22 protein-coding genes are annotated in these 26,438 nt (G+C 73.2%); 14 read left to right on the top strand and 8 right to left on the bottom strand.

The window, feature by feature from the left end; translation table 11 throughout:
- Positions 1-323: 323 nt before the first annotated feature.
- Positions 324-890, bottom strand: coding sequence for a SixA phosphatase family protein (locus tag ACZ49B_RS26340; protein WP_468310459.1), 567 nt, complete (start codon positions 888-890; stop codon positions 324-326).
- A gap of 213 nt (positions 891-1,103) precedes the next feature.
- Between ACZ49B_RS26340 and ACZ49B_RS26335 the strand changes: the two genes are divergently transcribed.
- Positions 1,104-1,970: an AraC family transcriptional regulator gene (locus tag ACZ49B_RS26335; RefSeq protein ID WP_468310456.1), complete on the top strand. Its 867-nt coding sequence runs from the start codon at positions 1,104-1,106 to the stop codon at positions 1,968-1,970.
- A 132-nt stretch (positions 1,971-2,102) separates the two neighbouring features.
- On the opposite strand, the gene ACZ49B_RS26330 is transcribed toward ACZ49B_RS26335, so the two are convergent.
- Positions 2,103-3,743, bottom strand: a complete 1,641-nt coding sequence (locus ACZ49B_RS26330) for an FAD-binding oxidoreductase (protein ID WP_468310453.1) — start codon at positions 3,741-3,743, stop codon at positions 2,103-2,105.
- Between the two features lie 61 nt (positions 3,744-3,804).
- On the opposite strand from ACZ49B_RS26330, the gene ACZ49B_RS26325 reads away from it, so the two are divergent.
- From ACZ49B_RS26325 to ACZ49B_RS26310, 4 genes are all read left to right on the top strand, one after another.
- A complete protein-coding gene (locus ACZ49B_RS26325; protein ID WP_468310450.1) occupies positions 3,805-4,485 on the top strand; it encodes a TetR/AcrR family transcriptional regulator in 681 nt (226 codons plus the stop codon).
- 134 nt (positions 4,486-4,619) lie between these two features.
- Entirely contained in the window at positions 4,620-6,377 is a 1,758-nt protein-coding gene (locus tag ACZ49B_RS26320; protein WP_468310448.1) for a bifunctional phosphatase PAP2/diacylglycerol kinase family protein, read from the top strand.
- 45 nt (positions 6,378-6,422) lie between these two features.
- Complete coding sequence (locus ACZ49B_RS26315) at positions 6,423-7,403, top strand: YihY/virulence factor BrkB family protein (protein WP_468310445.1); 981 nt, start codon at positions 6,423-6,425, stop codon at positions 7,401-7,403.
- A complete protein-coding gene (locus tag ACZ49B_RS26310; RefSeq protein WP_468310442.1) occupies positions 7,400-8,158 on the top strand; it encodes a phosphatase PAP2 family protein in 759 nt (252 codons plus the stop codon). The genes ACZ49B_RS26315 and ACZ49B_RS26310 overlap by 4 nt, the downstream gene beginning before the upstream one ends.
- A 25-nt stretch (positions 8,159-8,183) precedes the next feature.
- Here ACZ49B_RS26310 and ACZ49B_RS26305 read toward each other — a convergent pair whose 3' ends face one another.
- Together ACZ49B_RS26305 and ACZ49B_RS26300 are read right to left on the bottom strand one after the other, a co-directional pair.
- Entirely contained in the window at positions 8,184-10,607 is a 2,424-nt protein-coding gene (locus ACZ49B_RS26305) for a SpoIIE family protein phosphatase (protein WP_468310439.1), read from the bottom strand.
- A gap of 91 nt (positions 10,608-10,698) precedes the next feature.
- On the bottom strand, positions 10,699-14,166 hold the full coding sequence (locus ACZ49B_RS26300; RefSeq protein ID WP_468310437.1) for a HAMP domain-containing protein: 3,468 nt from the start codon (positions 14,164-14,166) through the stop codon (positions 10,699-10,701).
- 224 nt (positions 14,167-14,390) lie between these two features.
- Between ACZ49B_RS26300 and ACZ49B_RS26295 the strand changes: the two genes are divergently transcribed.
- Positions 14,391-14,813, top strand: coding sequence for an ATP-binding protein (locus ACZ49B_RS26295; RefSeq protein WP_468310434.1), 423 nt, complete (start codon positions 14,391-14,393; stop codon positions 14,811-14,813).
- Here the strand turns inward: ACZ49B_RS26295 and ACZ49B_RS26290 are convergent.
- Positions 14,808-15,155 carry an STAS domain-containing protein gene (locus ACZ49B_RS26290; protein ID WP_468310431.1) on the bottom strand — a complete coding sequence of 116 codons (348 nt, stop codon included), beginning with the start codon at positions 15,153-15,155 and terminating at the stop codon, positions 14,808-14,810. The two genes, ACZ49B_RS26295 and ACZ49B_RS26290, sit on opposite strands and share 6 nt — an antisense overlap.
- Before the next feature lie 220 nt (positions 15,156-15,375).
- Between ACZ49B_RS26290 and ACZ49B_RS26285 the strand changes: the two genes are divergently transcribed.
- From ACZ49B_RS26285 to ACZ49B_RS26255, 7 genes are all read left to right on the top strand, one after another.
- Positions 15,376-16,311 (top strand): SigB/SigF/SigG family RNA polymerase sigma factor, encoded by a 936-nt coding sequence (locus ACZ49B_RS26285; protein ID WP_468310428.1) that lies wholly within the window; start codon positions 15,376-15,378, stop codon positions 16,309-16,311.
- Positions 16,312-16,320: 9 nt separating this feature from the next.
- Positions 16,321-16,758 (top strand): STAS domain-containing protein, encoded by a 438-nt coding sequence (locus tag ACZ49B_RS26280; RefSeq protein WP_468310426.1) that lies wholly within the window; start codon positions 16,321-16,323, stop codon positions 16,756-16,758.
- Positions 16,755-17,705 (top strand): anti-sigma factor RsbA family regulatory protein, encoded by a 951-nt coding sequence (locus ACZ49B_RS26275; RefSeq protein WP_468310424.1) that lies wholly within the window; start codon positions 16,755-16,757, stop codon positions 17,703-17,705. The genes ACZ49B_RS26280 and ACZ49B_RS26275 overlap by 4 nt, the downstream gene beginning before the upstream one ends.
- Positions 17,706-17,879: 174 nt before the next feature.
- Complete coding sequence (locus ACZ49B_RS26270; RefSeq protein WP_468310421.1) at positions 17,880-18,344, top strand: ATP-binding protein; 465 nt, start codon at positions 17,880-17,882, stop codon at positions 18,342-18,344.
- 70 nt (positions 18,345-18,414) lie between these two features.
- The gene (locus ACZ49B_RS26265) at positions 18,415-18,537 is read left to right on the top strand and encodes a hypothetical protein (protein WP_260145957.1); all 123 of its coding nucleotides are present in this window, start codon (positions 18,415-18,417) and stop codon (positions 18,535-18,537) included.
- 87 nt (positions 18,538-18,624) lie between these two features.
- Positions 18,625-19,995, top strand: a complete 1,371-nt coding sequence (locus tag ACZ49B_RS26260; RefSeq protein ID WP_468310473.1) for an NAD(P)/FAD-dependent oxidoreductase — start codon at positions 18,625-18,627, stop codon at positions 19,993-19,995.
- 52 nt (positions 19,996-20,047) lie between these two features.
- Positions 20,048-20,710, top strand: a complete 663-nt coding sequence (locus tag ACZ49B_RS26255) for a DUF4230 domain-containing protein (protein WP_468310418.1) — start codon at positions 20,048-20,050, stop codon at positions 20,708-20,710.
- On the opposite strand, the gene ACZ49B_RS26250 is transcribed toward ACZ49B_RS26255, so the two are convergent.
- Positions 20,701-21,762 (bottom strand): mechanosensitive ion channel family protein, encoded by a 1,062-nt coding sequence (locus ACZ49B_RS26250; protein WP_468310415.1) that lies wholly within the window; start codon positions 21,760-21,762, stop codon positions 20,701-20,703. The two genes, ACZ49B_RS26255 and ACZ49B_RS26250, sit on opposite strands and share 10 nt — an antisense overlap.
- A 337-nt stretch (positions 21,763-22,099) precedes the next feature.
- On the opposite strand from ACZ49B_RS26250, the gene ACZ49B_RS26245 reads away from it, so the two are divergent.
- The gene (locus ACZ49B_RS26245) at positions 22,100-22,708 is read left to right on the top strand and encodes a response regulator transcription factor (RefSeq protein ID WP_468310412.1); all 609 of its coding nucleotides are present in this window, start codon (positions 22,100-22,102) and stop codon (positions 22,706-22,708) included.
- A gap of 34 nt (positions 22,709-22,742) precedes the next feature.
- Here the strand turns inward: ACZ49B_RS26245 and ACZ49B_RS26240 are convergent, their stop codons facing one another.
- Positions 22,743-24,512, bottom strand: a complete 1,770-nt coding sequence (locus ACZ49B_RS26240; protein ID WP_468310409.1) for an ATP-binding cassette domain-containing protein — start codon at positions 24,510-24,512, stop codon at positions 22,743-22,745.
- Entirely contained in the window at positions 24,509-26,293 is a 1,785-nt protein-coding gene (locus tag ACZ49B_RS26235) for an ABC transporter ATP-binding protein (protein ID WP_468310406.1), read from the bottom strand. The genes ACZ49B_RS26240 and ACZ49B_RS26235 overlap by 4 nt, the downstream gene beginning before the upstream one ends.
- Between the last annotated feature and the right edge of the window lie 145 nt (positions 26,294-26,438).

Here is a 26,438-nt window from a genome sequence, read left to right as displayed (position 1 = left end):
CGACCCCACCTACTAGCGACCCTCGCAGCCAGAGGCCCACGACCGCCGGGCAGCCCCCGAGAGATCCGCGCAGGTCGGAGCCGGTACGAGGACGCCGTACCGGGCCCTCGGGAAGCTACTACCCCGGTTCGTGTGTGACGTGCGCCCTATGGGGCGAGTCACCCCCATGACGCCCGAATCTCACCGAACGTGTCCGGCTGTACCCTTTGAGAGCCCGGCCGGATACCGCAGCCACCTCGGGATCGAAGGAAACGAGGCCGTTCGAGGGCTGCCTTCCACGCCCACCGCGACACCTTCCACGGCCTGGCGCCCCGCCCCTCCCGCTACCCCCGGGGGACGGCCATGTCCGTGAGCAGTGCGCCCCTCGGGCCGAGGTCCGACCAGGGGCCCTGCGGGCTCAGTACGGCCACGGCCGAGGTCGGGAACTTGGTGCGGACCTGCTCCAAGGCATCCCCCACGGCGGCCCCGGCGACCAGCAGCACCAGATCCTCCAGGCCCGGGTTGTGCCCGACCAGCAGCAAGGTGCCCACCTCGGGAGGGACTTCGCGGACGACGTCGAGAAGGTCCCGCGCGTCCGCCGCGTACAGGCGCGGGTCGTGCCGGACGGGCGGCGTGCGGTCCAGCTCCGCCGCAGCCAGGTCCCAGGTCTCCCGGGTGCGGCGTGCCGGGGAGCACAGCACGAGATCCGGCACGCCGAAGGAGAGGGCCAGCAGTCGGCCGGCGGCGGGCGCGTCGCGCAGCCCGCGCGGCCCGAGCGGACGGTCACGGTCGGGCACCCCGTCCGGCCAGGCGCTCTTGGCGTGCCGCAGGACCACGAGTCGACGGGCCGTGCCTTCTGCGGCCGCGTTCCGTACGTTCTGAACCTCGGGGGCTCGGTCGCGATGCCTCATGCCCCGAGCGTAGGGCCCGGGGCTGTGGTTCGGTCCGTTCGCCGCCGTCGTACGCGCCGGCCCGTTCGCGTGCGCGCCTCCCGGGCGATTTGGCGCCTGGGTTGCCGGAGCCGGGCTGCCCCGCGTACCCGACTCGAACGGGCACAGGATGTCGGGTACGGCAGGGGGTCCGATGCTTAGCGTGGTGATCGCCAAAGAGGAAGGAGACCGGGAGTGCTGGAGCGTCTCAACCAGAGCCTGGAGTACATCGAGCGCCGCCTCGACCAGCAGATCGACGTGGCGGAGCTGGCTCGCATCGCGGCCACCTCGGAGTACCACCTGCGCCGGATGTTCTCCGCGCTCGCGGGCATGCCGCTGTCGGAGTACGTACGGCGCCGTCGGCTCACCGTCGCGGGCGCCGAGGTGCTCGCAGGGCGTGAGTCCTTGTTGGAGATCGCGGTGCGCTACGGCTACGGCTCGGGGGAGGCGTTCGCCCGGGCGTTCCGGGCCATGCACGCAGTGGGCCCCGGTGAGGCCCGGCGTATCGGCTCCCCGCTCGTCTCCCAGCCCCGGTTGACCTTCCGCCTCACCGTCGAAGGGAGCAGCAGCATGCGCTATCGCGTAGTGGACAGGCCGGACTTCAAGGTCGTCGGCCTCAAGGCCCGGGTGCCGTTGGTGCACGCGGGGCCGAACCAGGCGATCATCGACTTCGTCCGCGGGATCGACCCGCAGGTCCTGGGGCGTCTGGAGAAGCTGTCGGACCAGGAGCCGCAAGGCATCGTCGCGGTCTGCGACGATCTGGACCCGAGCCGCGCCCAAGGCACCGAGCTCGACTTCCACCAAGGGGTGATCACGTCGGCGGCCGCCCCCGAAGACACCACGGTACTCACGGTCCCGGCAGGCGTCTGGGCCGTCTTCACCACCTCCGGGCCGGCGCCACAGGCCGTCCAGGAGCTGTGGCGGGACGTGTTCACGCAGTGGTTTCCGTCCAACCCGTACCGCAGTCGCCCCGGCCCCGAGATCCTGCGCACCCGCCTGTCCTCGGACGGGACCGAAGCCGATGCCGAGCTGTGGCTCCCGGTGGAGCGGGAACAGAGCTGAACAAGGCGCTGACCGGCGAGCGCGCCAGTCGGCCGAAGAGGCCGACTGACGCGCTCAGGTGGTGATGCCGATCTCGGCCGCCGCGGCGGTGACGGTCATCCCCCCGTCCGGCGTCGCGGGTGGGCCGTCCGCTCAGCTCCGCTCCGGGTCGAAGAGCACTCCGGGGTTGAGGATCCCGGCCGGGTCGAGCGCCTGTTTCGCGGCCCGCAGCGCCCGGGCGAACGGCTCCGGGCGCTGCCGGTCGTATCCGGGCCGGTGGTCGCGGCCGACGGCGTGGTGGTGGGTGACGGTCGCCCCGTGTGCGCCGAGCACGTCCATCGCGGCGGACTTGATCTCGTCCCACATCGCGACCTCCGAGCCGCGCCTCGCCGGGGCGATGACGGTGAAGTAGGGGGCGGGTCCGTCAGGGTAGACGTGGGTGAAACGGCAGTTGATCATCCCCTCGGCGCCGGTGACCCTGCGTACGACGGCGCCCAGGTCCCGCTGCACGGCCTCGTACAGGGCGTCGGCACGGTCCCAGGTGCAGGCCGTTTCGAAGGTCTCGCTGATCACGCTCATCCGCGCGAGTCCGTCGCGCAGGTAGGGCATGCGCAGGAACGCGGAGCGCCACGCGTCGGCCGCGGGGTCGTCGGCAGGTCCAGCGGTGGGGCCGCCGGCCGCGGGCGGGGTCCCGGCCGGCGAACCGCCGTGGTCCTGCGCCAGGGCGACCAGTTCGGCGAGGCGGTCGGCGACGGGGACGTGCGCGGACTCGACCCCGAGGACGAGTACGCTCCGGCCGCCCCCGGCCACGCCCGCGAGCGCCGCCTCGCCCGGATCGAGCAGCCGGCAGTTGGCCGGGTGCAGGCCCGACTGAGCGATGGCGCGGACCGCACCGGCCGCGGCCTTGAAGTCGTCGAACAGGACCGAGGCGGAGGCCTTGTGGCGCGGCCGGTCCTGCAGCCGCATCCACGCTTCGGTGATCACGCCGAGCGTGCCCTCCGACCCCAGGAACAGTCGGTCCGGGGACGGGCCCGCACCCGAACCGGGCACGCGCAGCGACTCGTTGACGCCGGCCGGGGTGACCACGCGCAAGGACTCGGTCAGATCGTCGATGTGGGTGAGGAGCGTGGCGTAGTGGCCGCCGGCCCGGGTCGCCAGCCAGCCGCCGAGGGTGGAGAACTCGAAGCTCTGCGGAAAGTGGCGCAGGGTCAGCCCGTGCGGCCGCAGTTGGGCTTCGAGGTCGGGCCCGAGCACGCCCGCCTCGATCCGCGCCGCCCTGCTGGCGGTGTCGATCTCGAGTACGCGGTCGAGGGCGGCGAGGTCGAGTGAAACCACGCCGCCGCGCCGGTCCCCGCGGTACTCCACTCCCCCGACCACCGAACTGCCCGCTCCGTAGGGCACGACGACCACGTCCGCGCTCTCGGCCCAGTCCAGGACGTCCACGACGTCCTGCTCGCAGCGGGGGAAGGCGACCTGGTCCGGAGCCGCCCCGAGGTCGCCGCGCAGGGCCCGTACGACGTCGCGGTAGGCCTTGCCGTAGGTGTGGGAGGCCCGGTCCGGCGGGGTGTCGGACATCAGGTGGGCTAGGGAGGACGGCGGGGTGACACGGGCCTTCGGCAGATCGACGGAGCGGACGTCGGGCACCGGCAGCGGGGTGTCGGCCGCACCGGGGACCAGCGCGCCGAGGGCGACGCACTCCCTGTCGGGCAAGGCCTTGTCAGCGGCGCCCCAGCCCCACCAGGAGCGGCGTCGGGGCGAGGCGAGAGGAGCGGCGGGCACGGTCTCGACAGCCATGGCGATATAACCCCCCGGTAATTTACCGCTTGGTAATTTACTCCACCGTATAGTTCGACTCATGGACTCCACAAGCGCCGGCGCCGCACCGGTCACCCCACCGACCACCTCCCCGCCCCCGGGCAGGCGCCGGGGCAGACCGGCGGGGACGAAGGGAGTACCGCGCGCCGAGCGCGAGGAACAGATCCTCGCCGCCGCGACGGAGGAGTTCGGCCGGCACGGACACGCGCCCGCGTCGATGGCTGCGATCGCCCGGCGGGTGGGCGTGACGAAGCCGATGCTCTACGCCTACTTCGACTCGAAGGACGGGCTCTACCTCGCCTGCCTCGAACACACCGCCGCCCGCGTCATCGCGGCGATCGACGAGGCGATGTCCGGCGCGCCGGCCGCCGCTGCCGAGGAGCAGCTCCCCCACACCGTCCTCACCGGGCTCTTCACGGCCCTCGAAGACCGGCGGCACGCCTGGTTCGTCCTCTACGACAGGACCTTGCCGCCGGGATCCGAACTGCGCCTCGCCGCCCAGCGGCACCGCGAGGCCATCGACGGGCTCGCCGCGACCGGCACCGCGGCACTGCTGAGCGGCCACGGCAACGAGGACCCCCTCGACGCCGACGCGCTCAAGCACGTGTGGACGGGTACCGTCAGCGCCCTGATGGGCTGGTGGATCGCCCACCCCGACCAGTCCGCCCAGGACATGAGCACCCGCTGCCCCCGCCTGCTGACGGCCATCCGCACCGCCTGACCCCGGCGCCGTGATCAACGCGGCTGGATCATCGGGGGGGTGAGGCCGGCGAAACCCGGACGATGCCCAGGCCGTGGGCGGGGCTCCGGCGCCGGTGTACGCATGACCGGGCGCTTCCGGGTAACACGCCGTCAATGAGCAACGCACACGACGCGGACACGAGACCGGGCCGCCTTCTCCTGCTGCTGCCCTTGCAGGCGGCGAGCGTCGCGGGCCTGGGCCTGCTGGTGAGCGGGCCCCTGGCAGACCGGTGGCCACTGTCCGCCGAGGACGGGGTCAACCGCGCCCTGGCGGCCCGGCGCGGTGTGCCCGCCACCGTGTTCTCGGACGCGATGTCCCTGCTGGCCGGGACCGGGAGCGTGATCGTGCTGACGCTCCTGGCCTGCGTGGCACTGGTGTGGGTGCCCCGCGTGCCCCGATGGCGGGAGGCGGTGTTCCTGGCGGTCTCCGTTGCCGCGCAGTCCGCCGTGTTCGTGCTCGTCACGCTCGTGGTGGAGCGGCCCAGGCCCTCTGTGCCCCACCTGGACGCGGCGCCGCCGACGTCCAGTTTCCCCTCCGGGCACGTCGGGGCCTCCGTGGCGCTCTTCGGAGGTCTGGCCGTGCTCGCGGCAGGGCGACTGCGCGGTGCCCGGCGGAACGTCGTGGTGGGTGTGCTCCTGCTGCTCCCCCTGGCCGTGGCCGGCTCCCGGGTCTACCGGGGCATGCACCATCCCTCGGACGTGGTGGCGGGGCTGCTGAACGGCGCCTGCACGCTCCTCGTCGTGGCGTACGCGCTGCTGCTGCCGGGCACCGGGGCCGCACCCGGGCCGGCGCCCCGACCCCGCCTGCCCGCGGCCCGGCCGGGGGGCGGCGGCGGGGACGGCGGTGGGACGTCGTCCGGGGCGCGGGGCCGGGTCGTGGTGGTCCGCCATCCGCACGCGTGCGGAGATGAAACGGCCGCCCGCGTACGGGCCGTGCTGCGCAGCCACGGGTACGCGGACCAGGTGTGGGAGCAGACCTCCGCCGAAGAGCCGTGCGGCTCCCTGGCCGTGCGCACGGCCGAGGCGGACATCTCCCTGGTCGTGGTCTGCGGAGGGGACGGCACGGTACGGGCCTGCGCCGACGTGGTGGCCGGCACCGGGATCGCCCTGGCGATCGTGCCCTGCGGCACCGGCAACCTCCTGGCCCGCAACCTGCGGCTGCCCGCCGATCCGGCGGCCGCCCTGCAGGAGGCCCTGTCCGGAGAGGCCGTCGGGCTCGACGTGGGCCGGGTCAGCGGCGACGGCTTCGCGCCGACGAGGTTCGTGGTCATGGCGGGCGCCGGTTTCGACGCGGCCATGGTGCGGGACGCCTCGGCTCGGCTCAAGGAGCGCCTGGGCTGGGCCGCGTACGTCTTCTCCGCCCTGCGTCATCTGCGCGATCCCCGGATGCGGCTGTCGATCCGGCTCGACGGGGCTGCCCCGCTGGAGCGGCGGGCCCGCATGGTCGTCATCGGCAACGTCGGCTCGCTGCAGGGCGGGCTGCCGCTCCTCCCGGACGCGCGGCCCGACAGCGGCCGGCTGGAGGTGGTGCTGCTCGACCCCCGCGGGGCCGGAGGGTGGCTGGCGGCGGCCGGGCACCTCGCCTCCCGCACGACGGGCGGGCGGGCCCGGCCGGCTCCCGGCGGGTCCGGGCGGCGGGTGGCACGCGGAGCGCTGGAGTACTTCAGTGCGGCCCGGATCGAGCTCCGCTTCGCCCGTACTCAGCCGCGGGAGCTCGACGGTGACGCGTTCCCGGCCGGTACGCGGGTGACCGCCGAGGTCGAGCCGGGGGCGCTCCGGGTGTGCCTGCCCGTGCCCGCGCGCAGCGGTACGCCGGACGAGCGGATGACGGACGGGGCGCAGGGGGCGGCGGCCCTCTCCGCCGGGGACTGAACCCACGCGCCCGCGCGGAAGATCCAGGGGACGGGAGGAACGGTCATGGGCACAGCCACACGGGTACCGCCGCGCAGCGAAGTCGAGGCGGCCGAAGCCGAGTCGCGCGGAGAGGGCGACGGCCTCTCCGGTGAGGAGGCATGGGCCGCGCTGCGCCGCCACGGCGGCTGGAACCTCGTACGGGACTCCTTCATCCGGTTCCGCTACGCCGACGGGTTCAGCCATTCCCGGGCCCTGGCCCTGCAGACGGTCCTCGCGATCCTGCCGCTCGCCATCGCGCTCATCGGCCTGTCCGGAGTGCTGCACACCGAGGACATCGGGCGGATGGCCGAGCTGACGATCCGCCGGATCGTCAGCGGCCCCAGCCAGGACGTCGTGGACGACGCCCTGCGCGAAAGCCACCGCCAGGCCGGGGACGGCGGCGAGGCGGCCCTCTGGCTCGGCCTGCTGTTCTCGATCGCCAACGTCACCACCGGCATGTGCCAGGTGGAGCGCGGCGCGAACCGCATCTACGGCGTGGAGCGCGACCGCCCGTTCCTCCACAAGTACAGCCGCGGGCTGGTCATGGCGCTGCTGGCCGGGCTGCCCCTCGGGCTGGCCTTCTCGGTCACCGTCCTCGGGTCCGACCTGGGCCTCGCCATGACGGAGACCTACCACCTCGGCGCGGCCGCGCACCGGGTGTGGGACGTACTGCGCTGGCCCGTCGGGACCCTCTTGGCCGTGGTCGCCACCAGCGCCGTCTTCCGCCGCTCCCCCCGGCGTACGCAGCCGGGCTACACCTGGCTGGCCTTCGGCGCCGGCGTCTACCTGGTGCTGTGGCTCGGCGCGACGTGGGGGCTGAGCCTGTACGTCGGGGCGAGCAGTTCCTTCACCACCGTGTACGGGCCGCTCAGCGCGTTCATGTCGCTGCTGCTGTGGTCGTACCTGACCTCGCTCGCCCTCTTCCTCGGCCTGTCGTTCGCCGCTCAGCTCGAGGCGGTACGGGCGGGGGTGGCCGGCCCGGTCACGAAGGATCCCGGGGTATGAAGCGCCGCGGCGGGCCCGATGCCCGGTTCGGGGCTCGGCTGGCGGTGACGTCGGCCGCCACCGCCCTGGCGGCCGTGCCGTTCTCCCTCGCCCTGGTTCTGGTGGAGTCGCAGTGGGCTCCGCTGCACCGGCTCGACCAGGGCGCCGCGGAGCGGCTGCACCGTACCGTGCTCGGCCATCCCTCCTGGGTGCGGGTGTTGGAGTTCCTCACGCAGGTCGTCTGGGGCCCGTTGACGATGCGTCTGCTGGTGGCCGCGGTGGTGGTGTGGCTGTTGTGGCGGAGGGCGCTGCGGCTGGCCGCGTGGGCGGCCTGCACGGCGACGGCCGGGGGGCTCGTGGGCCTGCTGGCGAAGAACGCGGTCGAGCGCGCCCGGCCGCACCTGCCCGATCCCGTCGCCCACGCGCCCGGGTTCTCCTTTCCCTCCGGGCACGCCATGACGGCCACCACGTCCTGCGCCGTGCTGCTGCTGGTGTTGATCCCGCTGGTCCGGCGGGCCTGGCGGCCACTGCCGTGGGTCCTCGCCGTGGCCTCGGTGATCGGCGTCGGCTGCACGCGGGTCGCGCTCGGCGTGCACTGGGTGAGCGACGTGATCGGTGGCTGGCTGCTCGGCCTCGCGGTGGTCACCGCCACCGCCTTCGCCTTCGAGGCGTGGCGCAGCGACATCGGCCGGCGCCGCACCACGCCCGCCCAGGGCTTGGAGCCCGAGATCGTGACGGCCGATCCCGAACCCCCGGCCGGCATGACGCAGCGGTGACGCCCGCCGGGGCCGGTCGGCGGGGTCAGCCGACCTGGATCCCGATGACGCAGGTGTCGTCGTCCGTGTCGGAGCGGCTCTCGGCGAGGAGGCGGTCCAACCGGTGGTCCAGGTCGCCGTCCACGGAGGCCGCCGCGCTCACGAGGTGACCCAGGGAGTCCTCCACCGAGGAATCCCGCCTCTCCACGAGCCCGTCCGTGAACATCAGCAGGGTGTCGCCCGGTTCCAACTGGACTTCCCGTTCGATGTACGTGACGTCGGGCAGCGCTCCGAGGAGCAGGCCCTCGATGAGCGGGAAGGCTTCGGGCTCGCCGTCGCGGACGAGCACGGGCGGCAGGTGTCCGGCGCGCGCCCAGCGCATCACCCGGGTACGGGGGTCGAAGAGCCCGCAGACGGCGGTGGCCGTCACGTGCTTCGCCAGGTGGTGGGTGACCGTGTTGAGCCAGGACAGCAGTTGGGCGGGGCCCGCGCCGGTCACGGCCAGGCCGCGCAGGGCGTTGCGCAGGACGACCATGCCGGTGGCGGCCTCGATGCCGTGTCCGGCGACGTCTCCCACGGAGAGCATGATCAGCCCGGAGGGCAGGACCACGGTGTCGTACCAGTCGCCGCCGACGAGCGACTCGGACTCCGCGGGCCGGTAGCGGACGGCCACGCGCAGGCCCGGGGCTTCGATGGCCGGCGGGGTGGGGGGCATGATGGCGTGCTGGAGCTGGAGGGTGAGGCGGTTGCGTTCGGCGGACTCGGCCGCGGTGTGGGCGAGTTGGTCCCGGGTCGCGGCCAGGGCGACTTCGGTCCAGTGCTGGGCGGAGATGTCCTGGTAGGCGCCGCGGACGGCGTGCAGGCGCCGGTGGGCGTCGAGGACGGGCTCGGCGACGACGCGGATGTGGCGGGTGATCCCGTCGGACCTGCGCAGGCGGAGATCGACGGATGCGGGGCGGCGGTAGCGCAGTACGGCCCGCAGGAAGGTCGCCAGGGCGGCGGAGTCGTCGGGGTGGGCGTAGCCGGGCAGTTCCCGCAGCGGTACGGGCGGGGCGCCGGCCGGCAGGCCGTGCAGCGCGTACAGCTGGGCGTTCCAGGTGATCTCGCCCGTGACGAGGTTCTCCTCGAAGCCGCCGATCCGGCCCAGGCGCTGGGCGTGCTGGAGGAGGTCGGCCAGTCGTGCCGTCTCGTCCTCGATCCGCCAGATCAGCAGGACGGCCGCACCGTGCCGGCTGACGCTGATGTCTGCGACCGAGGTCAGCGGGATCTGGTCGACGAGCGCGGTCAGGCTCATGCGTTCGGCCCTGAAGGGTTCGCCGGTGGCGTGCACGCGCTCGATGATGTCGAACAGCCCGTTCTCGCCGGCGGCCATCGGATAGGCCTCCAGCAGCAGGGCGCCGTTCACGTCGGCGCGTTGCCGTCCGGCGGGGTCGACGAAGCGGCTGCTGGCGTGGCGGATGCGGAAGTCGGTCAGCCGTCCCTCGGGATCGAGCACGGGGGTGAGGATGACGGCGGGGTCGTGCAGTCCCTCGGCGAGGTCGATCAGCTCCGAGACGTCCGGGAGCACCGCGTCGGGGAGGTCGGGATCGCCCGGGGGCGAGGTGTCCATGGTGCGGGCGCACAGTTCGGCGAGGGCCTCGACCTGGCGCTCGATCTGCGGGGGCTGCGGCGCCAGGGGTTGCGGCCAGCAGATTTCGAGGACGCCGTGGATGCGGCCGCCCGTTCCGGCGGGTACGGCCATCCGTCCGCCGTCGGGCCAGTGCAGGTGCGCGATCGAGGGCAGCCCTTCGCGTTGCAGGCGGGCGAGGGTGACCAGTCGGCGCTCGCGCAGCGCGAGGCGGGCGACGGTGGAGACGCCCGGGGGGACGTGGCGCCAGCGGGCGGCCTCCCCGGGCGGGAACCCGGCGTACCCGGCGAGGGCCAGGGAGCCGTCGGGAGCCGCGGTCCACACGGCCACGGCGATCGCCCCCAAGGGTTTGAGGGCGTTCGTCAGGAGGGATTCGGCCACCGCCTGGGTGTCGTCGGCGGCGGCCAGCATCCCGCTCTCGGCGGTGCGCAGCCGGACCGCCACCCTGGTGGACGGTTTGGCCGGGCCGAGCGTGCCGGTGCGCTCGACGAACTCGGCGGCGACCTCGCTGACGTGGTCGCGGGCGGCCTGGTTGACGATGTCCGCGGCGAGGTCGAGCGGGGACAGCCCGGTCTCGCGGGACAGCTCGTCCAGCTGCCGTGCCGCCGCGGCGGGGGTGCAGCTCAGTTGTCCGATCAGGATGCCCTTGGCCAGTTCGACCAGGGCCCTGCCGTCGGCGGCCGCGTGCGCCGCCCGCACCTCGCCGCGCAGGCGTTCGACGGTGGCAACGAGGCGTCCCAAGGGGGTCGGGGCCTGGTGCGGGACCATCGTGCGGCAAGGCTCCTCGGTGAGCGCTTCCGGTGCCCGCGCATCGCCGTGCCACTGTGTGTCGGGGGTGCTCACGGTGCTTCCGGCTCCTTGCTGGGACGGTCCCGGGTCTGGCGGCCGGGCCGTGGGGTGGCTGCGCGGGCGGACGGGGTGGGCGGGGCGGGGGTCATCTCGTGAGCCAGTGCCGGACGCGGGCGATGAGGTCGTCGGCGTCGACCGGCTTGGTCACGTAGTCGCTGGCCCCAGCGGCGAGGCTCTTCTCCCGGTCACCGGGCATCGCCTTGGCGGTGACCGCGATGATGGGAAGGCCGGCGTGGGCCGGCATCCGCCGGATCTCGGCGGTCGCCGCGTACCCGTCCAGTTCCGGCATCATCACGTCCATCAGGATGAGGTCGACGCCCTCGTTGCGGGTGAGCGTCTCGATGCCCTTGCGCCCGTCTTCCGCGTGGAGCACACGGACACCGTGCAGTTCGAGCACGCCGCTGAGGGCGTACAGGTTGCGCGCGTCGTCGTCGACGACGAGGACGGTGCGTCCGGCCAGGCCGTCGTCGAGCACGTGGGCGGGGGTCTGCGCCCGCTCCGCGCCCGCGTGGACGAAGGGCAGTACGTCCCCCGGCTGGTCCGCGGACAGGTGCAGCACGATGCGTTCGCGCAGCTCGTCCAGACTGGACAGCAGCTCCAGGCGGCGCGATGCGGCCCGTTCCCGCAGCGCCGTCTCCTGGCCCGTGTTCAGACGGGGGTTGTTGTGCGCGAGGACGGGGAGGGAGGAGAGGGCCGGGTCTCCGTCGAGGGCGTCGAGGAAGCGCAGGGCCTCGCCGTCGGGCATGTCGAGTTCGAGGACGACGCAGTGGAAGGAATCCGATGCGAGGGCGGCGGCGGCTTCCCGCGAGCTCGTGACGCCGACGACCTGGATGCCTCCGAGGTCCCCGGCCGGCCGGTGGCGGGGGGCGAAGTCCCGGTCGGCGCTCTCGGCGACGAGGGAGAGCAGGCCGCCCTGGCGTTCCTCGATCACCAGCAGGCGGCGGGCCTGCCGCTGCGCGGGGACGGCCGGCGTACCGGCCTGACCCGCTTCGGCGGGTCCGGCCGCGGCGCGTGAGGCGGGGGTCGCCACCTCGGGGAGCGCGTCCTTTTCGTACCCCGCCCACCTGACCGGCAGGTAGAGGGTGAAGGTGCTGCCCTGTCCCGGTGTGCTCTCCGCGGTGACGGCGCCGCCGAGGAGCTGGGCGATCTCGCGGCTGATGGAGAGGCCGAGGCCGGTGCCGCCGTACTTGCGGCTGGTGGTGCCGTCGGCCTGCTGGAAGGCGCCGAAGACGGAGGCCAGCTGCTGCTCGGGGATGCCGATGCCCGTGTCCCGTACCCGGAAGGCCACCACGGGCCCGTGGCCGGGCAGCCCGGCGGGGACCTCGGGCGCCGTGGCCGGTTCGATCCGGAGCTCGACGCCGCCGCGCTCGGTGAACTTGACGGCGTTGGACAGCAGGTTGCGCAGGACCTGCCGCAGCCGTGAGTCGTCGGTGTGCAGGGCGTCCGGGGCGTCGGGGGCGGTGGTGACGGTGAAGTCGAGGCTCTTCTGCGTGGTCATCGGCCGGAAGGTGGCGTCGACGTACTCGAGCAGCTGCGGAAGGGACACCGCCTCTGGGTTGATGTCCATCTTTCCGGCCTCGACCTTCGACAGGTCGAGGATGTCGTTGATCAGCTGGAGCAGGTCGGACCCCGCGGAGTGGATGACGCCCGCGTACTCGACCTGCTTCGGGCTGAGGTTGCGGGTGGGGTTCTGGGCGAGCAGCTGGGCGAGGATCAGGAGGCTGTTGAGCGGTGTGCGCAGCTCGTGGCTCATGTTGGCGAGGAACTCGGACTTGTACTTCGAGGCCAGCGACAACTGCTGGGCCCTGTCCTCCAGTTCCTGCCGCGCCTGCTCGATCTCCAGGTTCTTGGCCTCGATGTCGCGGTTCTGGCTGGCGAGGAGGGCCGCCTTCTCCTCCAGCTCCGCGTTGGAGCGCTGGAGTTCCTCCTGCTGCACCTGGAGTTCCGCCGAACGTGCCTGCAGTTCGCCGGTCAGCCGCTGGGACTCCCCGAGGAGCTCGTCGGTGCGGGCGTTGGCGACGATCGTGTTGACGTTGACGCCGATGGTTTCCAGCAACTGCCCGAGGAAGTCCCGGTGTACGGGGGTGAAGGCGGTGAAGGAGGCGAGCTCGATCACACCGAGGACCTGGTCGTCCACCACGATCGGCAGGATGATCAGGCTGCCCGGGGTGGTGCGGCCCAGCCCCGAGGAAATGACGTAGTCGCCGGGAACCTGGTCCGTGGCGATGATGCGGTGACTGCGGGCGGCCTGTCCGACGAGGGACTCACCGAGGGCGAAAGCGGTGCCCTCGCCGGTGCCTGCGGGGCGGCCGTAGGAGCCGACCAGGGTGAGGACGGTGCCGCCGGGGCGGTCCTCGGCGAGGTAGAAGGCGCCGTACTGGGCGGCGACCAGCGGTGTCAGCTCGTCCATGACGAGTGCGGCGACGACGGAAAGGTCACGGTGGCCCTGCATCAGGCCCGAGATCCGGGCCAGGTTGGACTTGAGCCAGTCCTGTTCCTGGTTGGCCCGGGTGGTCTCGCGCAGCGAACCGACCATCGAGTTGATGTTGTCCTTGAGTTCGGCGACTTCGCCGGAGGCCTCGACCGTGATCGAGCGGGTCAGGTCGCCCTCGGCGACCGCGCTGGCGACCTCGGCGATGGCCCGGACCTGGCGGGTGAGGTTCCCGGCCAGTTCGTTGACGTTCTGGGTCAGTCGCTTCCAGGTTCCGGAGACGCCCTCCACCTCGGCCTGGCCGCCGAGCCGGCCCTCGCTGCCCACCTCGCGGGCCACGCGCGTGACCTCGGCGGCGAAGGCGGAGAGCTGGTCGACCATCGTGTTGATGGTCTCCTTCAGCTCCAGGATCTCCCCGCGCGCGTCCACCCGGATCTTCTGTGTCAGGTCGCCCTGGGCCACCGCGGTGGTGACCTGGGCGATCGAACGGACCTGTGCGGTCAGGTTGTCGGCCATGACGTTGACCGATTCCGTGAGGTCCTTCCACGTACCGGAGACGCCCTTGACGTCCGCCTGGCCGCCGAGCCGGCCCTCGGTGCCCACCTCGCGGGCCACGCGCGTGACCTCCCCGGCGAAGGCGGAGAGCTGGTCGACCATCGTGTTGATGGTCTCCTTCAGCTCCAGGATCTCCCCGCGCGCGGTGACGGTGATCTTCTGCGAGAGGTCGCCCTCGGCCACGGCCGTCGCGACCTGGGCGATGGAGCGCACCTGGTCGGTGAGGTTTCCGGCCATGAAGTTGACCGAATCCGTGAGGTCCAGCCAGGCGCCGCCGACTCCGGGTACGTCGGCCTGGCCGCCCAGGGTCCCCTCGGTGCCCACCTCGCGGGCCACCCGCGTCACTTCCGACGTGACCAGCGACAGCTGATCGGCCATCCCGTTGAAGACCGTGGCGATCTCACCGAGCAGTCCGTCCGACGTATCGGGCAGCCGGGTACGGAAGTCCCCGTCCCGTACGGCCGTCAGACCGGCCAGCAGCCGGCGCAACTCCGGTTCGCCGATCCCTGTCCCGTCCGCGTGCCCCGGCGAACCGCTCAGTGACTGCGGGCCCGTCCGCTCAGCCATCCGTCAACCCCTCGCCAAACGACCGGTCGACGAAGGTTAACGCCGACCGGAAGGACCTTATGGCACGGCGGATCACTCTGAAGCAACGCTTCCGCACACTGACGCGGTAGCCGCGGGTGCGGGGGCGGACCGAGGGTAGACGAAAGGGTGACGAAGGACACAACCGATGAAAAGGGGTGAGGGCGTTGTCGGTCAAGGCCGTGGGCTGGGCACGCTCGTTTCCGGTGTCGAGGGGCGTGCGGGCGGCGCGGCAGTGGACCGCCGCGCACCTGGCGTCGCTGCACTGGGACGACTCGGCCGCGGACACGGTGCACTCCGTACTCCTGAGCGTCTCCGAACTCGTCACCAACGCCCACCTGCACGCTGCCGGCACCGCCCACCTCGTACTGACGTGGGACGGCAGGTGCCTCCATGTCAGCGTCGCCGACTCCGATCCGCGGCTGCCCGGCGCGCGGCCTGCCGACGCCGAAGCCGATGCCGGCGCCACCTCCGGCCGGGGGCTGGGGATCGTCACCACCCTGGCGGACTCGTGGGACATCCACGCGTGTCACGGCGGCAAGGCGATCACGGCCTGTTTCCGCCCCCACGGCGGGGCCGACCCCCACACCGGCCCGCCGGCCGACCGGGGCGGGCCGCGCCGGTCATGACCCGCCGACCGCTTCTTCGACGCTGGGGTACAGGGACAGCACCGTATCGGCGCCCGTCAGGGCGAAGAGCCGGCGGAGCTGGTCCCCGGGGGCGGCGATCCGCAGGGCCGTCAGATGGTGCACCCGCAGCAGCAGGTTCAGGAAGGACGAGTCGCCGAAAGTGACGGAGCCCACGTCCAGCACCACCAGTCGGTGCCGGTCCGCGGCGGCGGCGAGGGCCTGCTCCAGAGGGGCCAGCGTGTCCTGGTCGAGCTCCCCGTGCGCGGCCACCACCCAACCGGCTCCGGCCCGGTAGCCGTCCCCGACCACGCCTTCGTGGTGCGTGTCCCCTGCTCCGGTCATGTCCGCCTCCCCGGATCGTCACTTGTACGGCCTCCGCAAGGGAGTATGCCTTCCCCGTGGCCGTACGGAAGCGCCGGGACCGAGCACACCGCACCCAGTAGCCGACACGGCCCCGCCGGCGGGCGTCCGGCAAAAGGATTTCGCGCGGGCCGTGTAAGAACGAGGAACCGGGGCATGAGCACCCGGGCAGCCGTCAGTCAATCGGGAGGGAACGGCCACCATGTCTCGCTCGGCCACCGCAGTAAGCCCCGTTCGTGCCACAGACGTGCAGATCACGCCCTCTGTACCCGCCGACGGGACCGCGGGAGCCCCACCGCAGGACGTGGCATTGCCCGAGGTGAAGAACGCCCGGGAGATGGCACCTGGCGACGCGCGTGAGCTCTCGAAGCTCTTCTTCGCGAGGCTCCGCGACCTCGAAGAGGGGACGCGCGAGTACCAGTACGCCCGCAACACCCTGATCGAGATGAACCTCTCGCTCGTGCAGTTCGCCGCGCGGCGCTTCCGCGCCCGGGTGCGGGGCGGGGGTGTGGAGATCGAGGACATCATCCAGGTGGGCATCATCGGTCTCATCAAGGCCATCGACCGCTACGACCCGGAGCGCGAGGTCGAGTTCTCCACGCTCGCCCTGCCGTACATCACCGGTGAGATCAAGCGCTACTTCCGCGACACCACCTGGGCCGTGCACGTCCCGCGCCGTCTGCAGGAACTGCGTACGGAGCTGGCCAAGGCCCAGGAGAGCCTGACCGACGTCCTGGGTCGGGCCCCGACGGTCAAGGAGGTCGCCCAGCACCTCGAACTGACCGAGGAAGAGGTCATCGACGGACTGGTCGCCGCCAACGGCTACACGAGTGGCTCCCTGGACACGGCCGGCGCGGACAGCGACGAGCCCGCGACCTCGTCGAGCCGGACGACGCGGCCGCTGGCGGACCGCCTCGGTGACGTCGACCCCGCCCTGGAGCTCTTCGAGGAGTTCCACACCCTCGCCCCGCTGCTGGAGCAGCTGGACGAACGCGACCGGCTGATCCTGCAGTTGCGCTTCGGCCAGGACAAGACCCAGGCCGAGATCGGCGCCGAACTCGGCATCTCCCAGATGCAGGTCTCGCGCCTGCTGTCCCGAACGCTCACCCGGCTGCGCGCCGGCATGCTCTCGGTGTAGGCAGCGGACATGGCATCGGCCCACCGACACGAAGGCTCCGTCCCGCCCGTCGGCGCGCAGGCGCTCTACGACGACGTGATGTGGGCGGACGCCGTCGTACGGTGCGCGGGCGCCGGGAACGACGGGAGCGGGGCGCCGCGGCCGCTCACCGCCCAGCCGCTGCGTGACCGCCCCGGGGCTCTGCTGCACGGCAGCTGCGACCTCGGCACCCGGCCGATCCTGGCCGCGGCGCTCGGCGTCGTCATCCGGATCCCCGGCCCGGTCGTCCATCTCGACCTCTCCGGCGTGGCCTTCCTCGATGCCGCCGCCGTCGCCGCCCTGGTGCAGGCGAACGCCACCGTGAGGGGGCAGGGCCGTCGTCTGCTGCTCCACCACCCGCCATACTCGCTCCGCAAGGTAGTGGAGATGTTCCCGGACGAATGTGCCGCGCTGGAGGTCGCAGCATGATGAACGGATCTGCGTCCACCGCCCCCGGGGACTTCGTCCACCCCGCCTTGTTCTACCAAGGCCAGGCGGAGTACCTGGCGGGCGTGGGCGGGTTCGTACGGGCCGCCCTCGCGGCCGACGAACCGGTGCTCGTGGCCGTGCCCGGCCCGGGGCTGGACGCCCTGCGCGACAGCCTCGACGTCGGCGCGGCCGGGGTCACCTGGACGGACATGGCGCAGCTGGGCCGCAATCCCGGCCGCATCCTGGCCGCCCTGCAGGAATTCGCCGACCGGCAGGAGGGCCGGCCCGCCCGGATCGTGGGCGAGCCGATCTGGCCGGGCCGCACGCAGGCAGAGGTGCTGGAGGCCACGCGGCACGAGGCCTTGATCAACACCGCTTTCGCGGGACGGCAGGCCACCATCCTGTGCCCGTACGACGTCCTGGGGCTGCCGGCCGCGGTGGTGTCCGATGCCCGGCGTACCCATCCCACCGTCATCGTGGAGGACAAGAACCTGCTCAGCCCGGAGTACACCGACGCCTCGATGGTCAGCGCCGACTGCGATCGCCCCCTGCCCGAACCCGACGGGGGCGTGACCCGGTTCGCTTACACCTTCGGGGAACTGGGCGAGGTGCGCGCGTACACCGAGGCCTGGGCCCGCGGAACGGCCCTGAGCGCGGCCCGGCGCGGCGATCTGATCCTCGCGGTCAGCGAGGCCGCAGCCAACTCCCTCGCCCACGGCGGCGGGAGCGGCTCCCTGCGGCTGTGGCGCACCGGCGGTACCGGGGTCGTGGCCGAGATCCGCGACGCCGGCCACCTGACCGACCCGCTGGCGGGGCGCCGCCGCCCCACCCTGGCATCGGTCAACGGAGGCCGCGGCCTGTGGATGATCCATCAGCTGTGCGACCTGGTCGAGATCCGAGACTCGGACAGCGGCCTCACTCTGAGGATGCACATGACATGCTCCTGAGAGCGGCGATTCCCCTAAACTGTCACGGTCATGCTCGAGTGTCCCCACCCACGGGGACGTGCGCGAGGTCCGCGACACCGGGACCGTGAAGGGACCGGGCGGGGGGCCGATCGGAACCACAAGGGTCCCGACGAGCAGAGAGACCAGTGTCAACGGTGGGGGTGAGGTACCACAGTGGAAACCATCGGACCGGGAACCGGCGATCCACTGCACGCAGGGCCTTCCGCCGTCGTGCAGCGCCGGCGGCTGGCCCTCTCCGGCGTCCGCGGGCACGTCGCCAAGGGCCGTGACTTCACACGACGGGCCTTGCAGGACTGGGGCTGGGACGGCACCGGAACCTCCGAGGACGCCCTGCTCCTCGTGTCCGAGCTGCTGACCAACGCGTCACTGCACGCGGGTGGTTGCATCGAACTCGTGGTCTCCGCCGGTGAGGTCCTGCGGATCGAGGTCTTCGACGGCTCGACGACGCTGCCCCGCCGCCACCCGTCGCCGCAGCGCGGCCTCCCGGGCGGACACGGCCTGTACATCGTGCAGCGCCTCTCCGATCGCTGGGGCACCCACGTCCACGAGAACGGCAAGGCCGTCTGGGCCGAGATCGAGGCATCGCGGCTGACCTCGGGCAGGCCCACCGGCCGGTGACCCGGCGGCCCGCCGGCCCTGTGCTCCCGCACGGGAGCGTCATTCCGTGAGACCGGGGCAACCGCGCAGTATGACATCGAATGCGCTCACTTCCCTGGCCCTGACCCCGGCGCCCGGCCCCGCCTGGGTCCACCTGATCGTCATCGCCTTCGCCCTCCTCGTCCTCGTCCGCACCCTGGCCCGCCACCGGTAGCACTCGCGCTTCCGGGGCACACGCGCAGGAGTCAGTGGACCGAGCAGGCCCGGGAAGGGAACAAACACCATGACATCCGTGGCAGCCGTGGCACGTCCGAGGATCCTGGTGGTGGGCGGCGGCTTCGCCGGTGTGGAGTGCGTACGCCGCCTGGAGCGGCGCCTCTCCCCCGCCGAGGCGGAGATCACCCTCGTCACCCCGTCCTCCTTCCAGCTGTACCTGCCGCTGCTCCCGCAGGTGGCCGCCGGGGTGCTGACCCCGCAGTCGATCGCCGTGTCCCTGCGCCGCAGCCGCCGGCACCGCACCCGCATCGTTCCCGGCGGCGCCGTCGGCGTGGACACCCGGGCGAAGGTGTGCGTCGTACGGAAGATCTCGGGCGAGCTGACCCCGCTGCCCTACGACCACCTGGTCCTGGCCCCGGGCAGCATCACCCGCTCCTTCGACATCCCCGGGCTCGCCGAGCACGCCCGCGGCATGAAGACCCTCGCCGAGGCCGCCCACCTGCGCGATCACGTCATCGCGCAGCTCGACCTCGCCGATGCGTGCGAGGACGAGGCGGAGCGGGCGTCCCGGCTCTGCTTCGTCGTCGTGGGCGGCGGCTACGCCGGCACCGAGACGGCGGCCTGCCTGCAGCGGCTGACCCACCACGCGGTCCGGCGCTACCCGCGCCTGGACCCGCGCCAGATCCGCTGGCACCTCGTGGACATCGCGCCGACGCTGATGCCCGAGCTCGGCGAGGCCCTCGGCGCATCGGCGCTGGACGTGCTCAGGCGCCGCGGCATCGAGGTGTCCCTCGGCGTGTCCGTCGCCAAGGCCGGGCCGGAAGAGGTGACGCTCACCGACGGGCGTGTCCTGCCCAGCCGCACCCTGATCTGGACCGCCGGAGTGGCCGCCAGTCCGCTCATCGCCACCCTGGAGGCCGACACCGACCGCGGACGGCTCGTGGTCTCCCCCGACCTGACGGTGCCCGGCCATCCCGGAGTCCTCGCGCTCGGAGACGCGGCCGCGGTCCCCGACCTCGCCGCGGGCCGGGACGGGGCCGTCTGCCCGCCCACGGCCCAGCACGCCCAGCGGCAGGGGCGCACGGCCGCCGACAACCTCGTCGCGACCCTGCGCCACCGGCCGCTGCGGCCCTATCGGCACGAGGACCTGGGGCTCGTGGTGGACCTGGGCGGACGCGACGGAGTCTCCAGGCCGCTCGGCATCGAGCTGCGCGGACTGCCCGCGCAGGCGGTGGCGCGGGGGTACCACTGGGCGGCGCTGCGCACCCATGTGGCCAGGACGAGGGTGCTGACGAACTGGCTCCTCAACGCGGTTGCGGGCGACGACTTCGTGCGGACGGGCTTCCAGGCGTGGAGGCCACCGGCGCTGCGGGAGTTCGAGCACACCGACGCGTACCTGACGCCCGAACAGGTTCGCGCGCACTCGGCTCCCCTCCGTGCGGGGCGCCTGCCGTAGCGAGGTGCCGGATGCGCGGGCTGGCGGGGCGTCCACGGGGTATTCGCGGAGTATGGAAACCTCTTCGGATCGTCCGGGCGGCTCGCGCCGCCCGTGGTGGGGGCGGATCGCGGCCGTTCTCGTGGTGGTCGTGGTGCTGATCGTGCTCGTGGCGCGCTTCGGCCTGGTTCCGGGAATCGGCAGCCTCTTCGGCGAGGAGACCCGGGACCGCTCCGGCCCGGCTCTGCTCAAGTCGATCCAGGACATGGACCGTTACGAGGCCGCGGTCGGCAACTTCCAGGTGGTCGTGGACCTGGAGAAGGACGCGGCGTTCCTGCCGGACGCCATCCGCGGAACGCGCACCCTGTACGTGGGGGCCGGCACGGTCAGCGGTTACGTCGACCTGGGCGGGCTGGGCGAGCGGAACGTCTCCGTGAACGGCGACCGCACCAAGGCGTCGATCCGGCTGCCGCACGCGGTGCTCGGCACGGCCGCCCTCGACCCGAACCGCTCGTACGCGGTGTCGAAGCAGCGCGGCCTGCTGGACCGGATCGGGGATCTGTTCTCCGACAACCCGGCCGGTGAGCAGGCCGTGCAGAAGCTCGCCGCGCAGCACATCGACGAAGCGGCCCGCGACAGCGGTCTCGGGGAGCGCGCCGAGAAGAACACCACGGCGATGCTGGAGGGGCTCCTCCGGTCCCTCGGCTTCCGTGAGGTGACGGTCGCCTACGGGTGAGCGGGACCCGTCCCGGGCTCCGGCGACGGCCCGATGAGCAGGCGGGGCAGGGCGTCCGGGTGCTTCTCCGAGAGCCAGGCGACCAGCTGTTCCCGTACGGCACAGCGCACCGTCCACAGGTCGTCGGCGTCCTTGGCCGTGACGATCGCGCGGACGACCATGGTGGAGGGAGTCGTCTCCGTGACGGCGACGTCCCAGCCGCGGCCGTCCCACTCCGTGCAGTGGTGCAGGATCTCGTGCACCTTGTCGCGGATGAGGTCCACGGGAGCGCTGTGGTCACAGTGGAGGAAGACGGTGCCGGTCATCTGGACGCCGCCCCGGGACCAGTTCTCGAAGGGGCGGGTGGTGAAGTACGAGACGGGCATGGTGATGCGGCGCTCGTCCCAGGTCCGCACGGCGAGGAACGTGAGGGTGATGTCCTCCACCACTCCCCACTCGCCTGCGACCACGACCGTGTCGCCGATGCGCACCATGTCGCCGAAGGCGATCTGGAACCCCGCGAAGAGATTTCCGAGGGTGGACTGGGCCGCGACGCCGGCCACGATTCCGATGATGCCCGCGGAGGCGAGCATGGACGTGCCGAGCGCGCGGAAGCTCGGGAAGGTGAGGAGCATCCCCGCGGCCGCGATGACGGCGACGACGGCGGTCACGACCCGCGTGATCAGGGTGATCTGGGTGCGGACCCTGCGGAGCCTGGCGGGGTCGCGGGTGCCGGCAGCGTAGCGGGCGTAGCCGGACTCGACGGCGGCCGAGGCCACGCCGACGATCAGCCAGGCGCCGGCGCCGATCAGCGCGAGCGAGAGGGCCCGCCCGACGAAGGCCTCGTTCTCCTGCAGCGGGCGCCACGCGGTCTGCCGGTGGGCTCCCCTGAGCAGTGCGGCGAGCAGCACGATCTGCAGGGCCGGGCGGCAGCGGCGCAGCGAGTTCCACAGGGGCGTTTCCGGGTGCCGTGCGTCGGCTCGGCGCAGCAGCAGGTCGGCGGCCCATCCGGCCGCGATGGTGAGGAGGATCGAGCCTCCCAGGACGGTGAGCAAGCGAAGAGCGTGGTTCATGTCTCCTCGGCGGATGTAGGCGGCATGGACTCCCACGCGCATGCCCAGAGGAGGAGGAGCGACACACGGGACCTCCGGCGTGGCAGGGGCCGGCCGCACCGGCGCATGCGAAAGCCGCCGTTCCCGCCCCCCCACCCCCCCGGCACACCCTGTCGCCCTGCGTCTCCAAGGCCTCCGGTGATCCTCAAGGGGGTTACCCGCCGAAGGGAAGCCGAATCCGTGGGCATCTCGGCCAACTTGCCCGTACGCCCCTGCACGCCCCCCGCAGTGACGTTCCATCAGCCCTGTATGGGGGCACCCGTGGTGCCGTTGGTACGTCTACCGAGGAGCACACACGATGACGAAGGTCCTCGTCCTGCACAGCGTCAGCCTGGTCAGGTCGGCACTGGCCGCCCTCCTGAGATCCGAAGGGCCCTTCGAGGTCACGTCGGCGGGCTGGCGGGCCGCGGCACGCCAGGCCGAGTCGTTACGACCAGATGTGACGGTCGTCGACCTCGACTGTCCGGGGACGACGGCCATCCTCGCCGATGACGGGCGCGCGGACCCCCAGGTCCTCGCGCCCCCGTCCACCGTCCTGGTGCTCGCGTCGACCGGCGCGCCCGGGCTGCTGCACCGCGCCTTCCGCGCCGAGGCGCGCGGCTACGTCGACAAGGACGGCTCGCCGGGGCGGCTCGTACGGGCGGTCCGGAAGGTCGCCGCGGGGGAACGGTTCATCGACGCCTCGCTGGCTTCCGCGTTCATGGAGGCCGACCCCGTGCCGCTGAGCCCGCGGGAGCTGAGCGTGCTGACCCGGGCCGCGGAGGGCGATTCGATCGCCGAGATCGCCTGCACCCTGCACCTGGCGAGCGGGACGGTACGCAACTACATGGCCGCGGCGACCCGTAAGACCGGAGCGCGCAACCTCATCGACGCGATCCGGATATCCCGGCGGGCCGGCTGGGTCTGATCCGCGGGCGCCGCGGACGGGCACGACGGCGGTGTCACTCGTCCGCGGCCTGGTTCCACCTCCCCACCAGATCGCGGTACAGGGGTGACCTGGCGGGGAGTTCTTCATGTGTGCCGCAGACGGCGCGGGTCCCGTCGAGGACGAGGACCCGGTCGGCGCGGGCCGCGGACGAGACGCGGTGGGCCACGACGACGAGGGTGCCGGGACGGTCCGCGAGGGCCCGTTCGGCACGCTCCTCGGCAGCCGGGTCCAGGTGGCAGGTGGCCTCGTCGAGCAGCAGCAGCGGAGCGGGCGAGAGGTAGGCGGCGGCGAGTGCGAGGTGTTGGCTCTCTCCCCGGGACAGCAGCCGGGGGGACACCTCGGCGTCCAGGCCGCCGAGCCGTGCCACCAGCCCGTCCAGCCCGAGGGCGCGGACGGCGCGCTGCACTCGGGCGTCGCCGGGCCGGGGGGTGCCCGGGGCGGCGGCGAGATGGGTCAGGTTCTCCCGTACGGTGCCGGTGAACACGTAGGCCTGCTGCGGCAGCAGGGTCCGCCGCGGGTCCGGCCCGCTGGCCCCCGGGCCCCGGCGGGCGGCCTCGCCGGCGACGAGGACGGAACCCGTGTCGGGTGACAGCATTCCGGCGAGCAGGGCGGTCAGCGTGGACTTGCCGATTCCGCTCGGTCCGACCACCGCAAGGTGCTCCCCCGGGCGCACCACCAGGTCGAGGTCGTCGAGTACGGGAGCCGCGCCGGGACCGTAGGCGAAGGTGACGCCCCGGAGCTCGGCCGCGGCGTCGGTCTGCGGGCCGGCCGGCCGGGGCGGCTGGGGCTTCACCGGGCCATGGCCGACCGGGTCCGGCGGCACCGGCCCGCTGAACCGTTCGAGGACCACGAGCAGCCGGGTTCCGGCCGAACCCAGCGCGGACATCAGGGAGTTGAGAGCGGGCAACAGGGCCTGCACCAGGTACGTGAGGCCGCCGGCCAGCGTACCGGCGGTGATCCCGCGGCCCAGCAGCCAGGGCGTCGCCGCGAGGAGCGCGATCACCGGCAGCCGGCCCGCCGTGCCCAAGGCCAGGGTGCGCAGGGCCGCCCAGCCCGCGAGGGTGCGCGCCAGTCGTTCCTGGGTCGCGATCACGGGCTCCACCCGGGCTTCCGCGGCGGTCCGTCCCCCGCAGGCGACGATGTCGCGCAGGCCCTCGGCCAGCGTCCCCACCCGGTCGGCCAGCGCTTCGTCGGTGTCCAGGGACCTGCGTTGTACGGAGGCCAGGGGGCGCAGCGTGGCCAGGAAGGCGGCCACGCCCAGCAGCAGGGGCGGCAGCACGACCAGCAGCAGCACGGGCGCCAGGGCGGCCATGCCGGCGAAGGCGCCCACGGCGGTGAACACGAACGAACGTGCCGTGAGGACCAGCCCCGCGAAGGAGTCCCGGGCCATTTCCGTCTGCTGGGTCAGCCGGGACACGGCGCCCGTGTCGGCGGCGGCCGCCGGGTCGGCGACCGCCCGGTCCAGCGCCTGCCGCACCGCCCGCCGGACCAGGCCGTCGCGCAGCGGCTCCACGAGGTCCGCGAGCCCGGCGAACACACCGCGCAGCGCGAACCCACCGAGCAGCGCTCCGGCTCCGGCCGCGGCCAGCCAGCCGAGACCGGTGGCGGTGCGGCCGGCGAGGAAGCCGTCGTCGAGGGCGCGGGCCACGCCGTAGCCGCCGAGGAAGGTGTGCGCCGACTCCAGGAGCGACCACGCGGCCAGCCGGCCGACAGCCCCTTTGCGGCCGCGCAGGAACCGCCGCCCCTCGGGGGCCACCCGGCCCCAGGCCCCTCCCCCGGTCACCGCGCCGCCTCCTGTTCCGTGTCCTGTTCCGTGTCCTGTTCCGTGTCGGCGGCGAACACCGCCCGGTAGGCGGAGTCGTGTTGCCACAGCTCGCCGTGGGTTCCGGTCGCCCGTACCCGCCCGTCCTCCAGCCATACGACGAGGTCGGCGCGGACGGCGGACGAGAGGCGGTGCGCGACCACGATCCGGGTGCCGGGCCGGATCTCGCGGGCGAGGGCCCGCTCCACCTCGCGGGCCGTGACGGTGTCGAGGCTCGAGGTGGCGTCGTCCAGTACGAGGAGCCGCCCCGCGTGGGCGAACGCCCGTGCCAGCCCGAGGCGTTGGACCTCCCCACCGGACATCGGGGCGTCGGCGAGGCGCGTGCCGTACGCGTGGGGCAGGCGCCGCACGAACAGGTCGGCTCCCGCTGCGCGGGCCGCCGCGCGCACCGCTTCCGGGCGGGGTTCCGGACCCGCGCCGAAGGCGATCGCCTCGCCGACCGTGTCCCCGAGCAGCACGGGACGGTCGAAGGCGTACCCGACCTCGCGGCGCAGTGCTTCGGCGGTCACCTCGCGCAAGGGCACGCCGTCCAGCAGGACCCGGCCGGCGTCGGGGTCGGTGAGCCGGCCGGCCACGGCGGCGAACAGCGTCTTGCCCGCGCCGGAGCGGCCCACCACGGCCACCGTGGCACCTCCGGGGATGACGAGGCTGACGTCGTGCAGGACCGTCGCACCGCCGCGCACGACCCGGACGCCCTGCAGTTCCAGGGTGCCGGGGCCGCCTTCCGGCAGTTCCGCCCGGCCGTGGCCGAGTACGGGCAACTCCAGGAGGGCGGCGGTCCGCCGGGCCGCGGACCGGCCGCGGACCACGGCCGCGAGTGCGCCGGTCACGGCGCCGATGCCGGCCGCGAGGCCGGCGTACCGTACGGCGGCGAGGAGTTCGCCGACCCCGATGGCCCCGGCCGACAGGCGGATGCCGCCGACGGCCAGGACCGCGTACAGGAGCATCGGCATGAGGGCCGCGGACCGGGCCGTGGTGCCGCCGTAGACCTGCCACATCCGCCTGCCCTCGGTGCCCAGCTCGGGCAACCGGGCCAGGATCCGCGCGCGTTCGCGCTCCGCGGTGCCGGCGGCGGCGATCGTACGCGCACCGGCCAGCGCCTCGGTCAGGCGGCCGGCGGTCGCGAGCTGGACCTGCTGGTAGCGGGCGATGCTGGTGTGGGTGTCGCGGGCGAAGGCCCGCAGCAGCAGCACCAGGAACGGCACGCCGACGAAAAAGGCGAGTGCCGTCCACACGTCGATGAGGAAGAGGGCGGTGACCGCGCCGAGCGGCGGCAGCAGTGCGGCCACGGCGTGCGCGACGGCGGCCGGGACCTTCCCGGCCTCGGTGGCGTGTGCGGTCAGCCGCGCGGCGGTTTCGCCGGGTGCGTGGCGGGCGGCGTGGTGCGGGGCCGTCCGCAGCAGCCGGGCGAGCGCGAGCCTGCGCAGGCGGGCGGTGGAGCGGCCGTCGACCTCGCCGGCCAGCCGGGCGGCGGCCGCGTCCAGCGCCACTTCGGCCGCGATGACCGCGGCGCACAGCAGTGTCCAGGCGGGCCCGGACGGGGCGCGGCGGAGCAGCAGGTCGAGGGTGTGGCCGAGGACTGCGGGCTCGGCGAGCGCCGCCGCGGCGGCGCTCAGCGTGCATCCGAGGACGGCGGTAGTGCGCCCGGCGCTGTGCCGGGCCGTCGCCACGAGAGCCCGGTCGGCGGTACGGGCCACGGCCGCCGCCTGCGCCGTGTCGGCCGCCGCGTCGGGGGGGCTCATCGGCGGATGCCTCCAGTCGCGTCGTACGTGGTGCGGGGCCGGGGGGGGGGGACGCCACCGCCAAAGGGGCACACCCCCGCGGCACAGGTTTGGGGTCTTAGCCGTTTCTCTCCCCAACCAACAACGGATCACCAGCGCTCCACCA

This window comes from Streptomyces sp. NPDC031132, assembly GCF_055570595.1.
The sequence above is the reverse complement of the archived record's forward strand: the minus strand, read 5'-3'. Positions and strand labels throughout refer to the sequence as shown.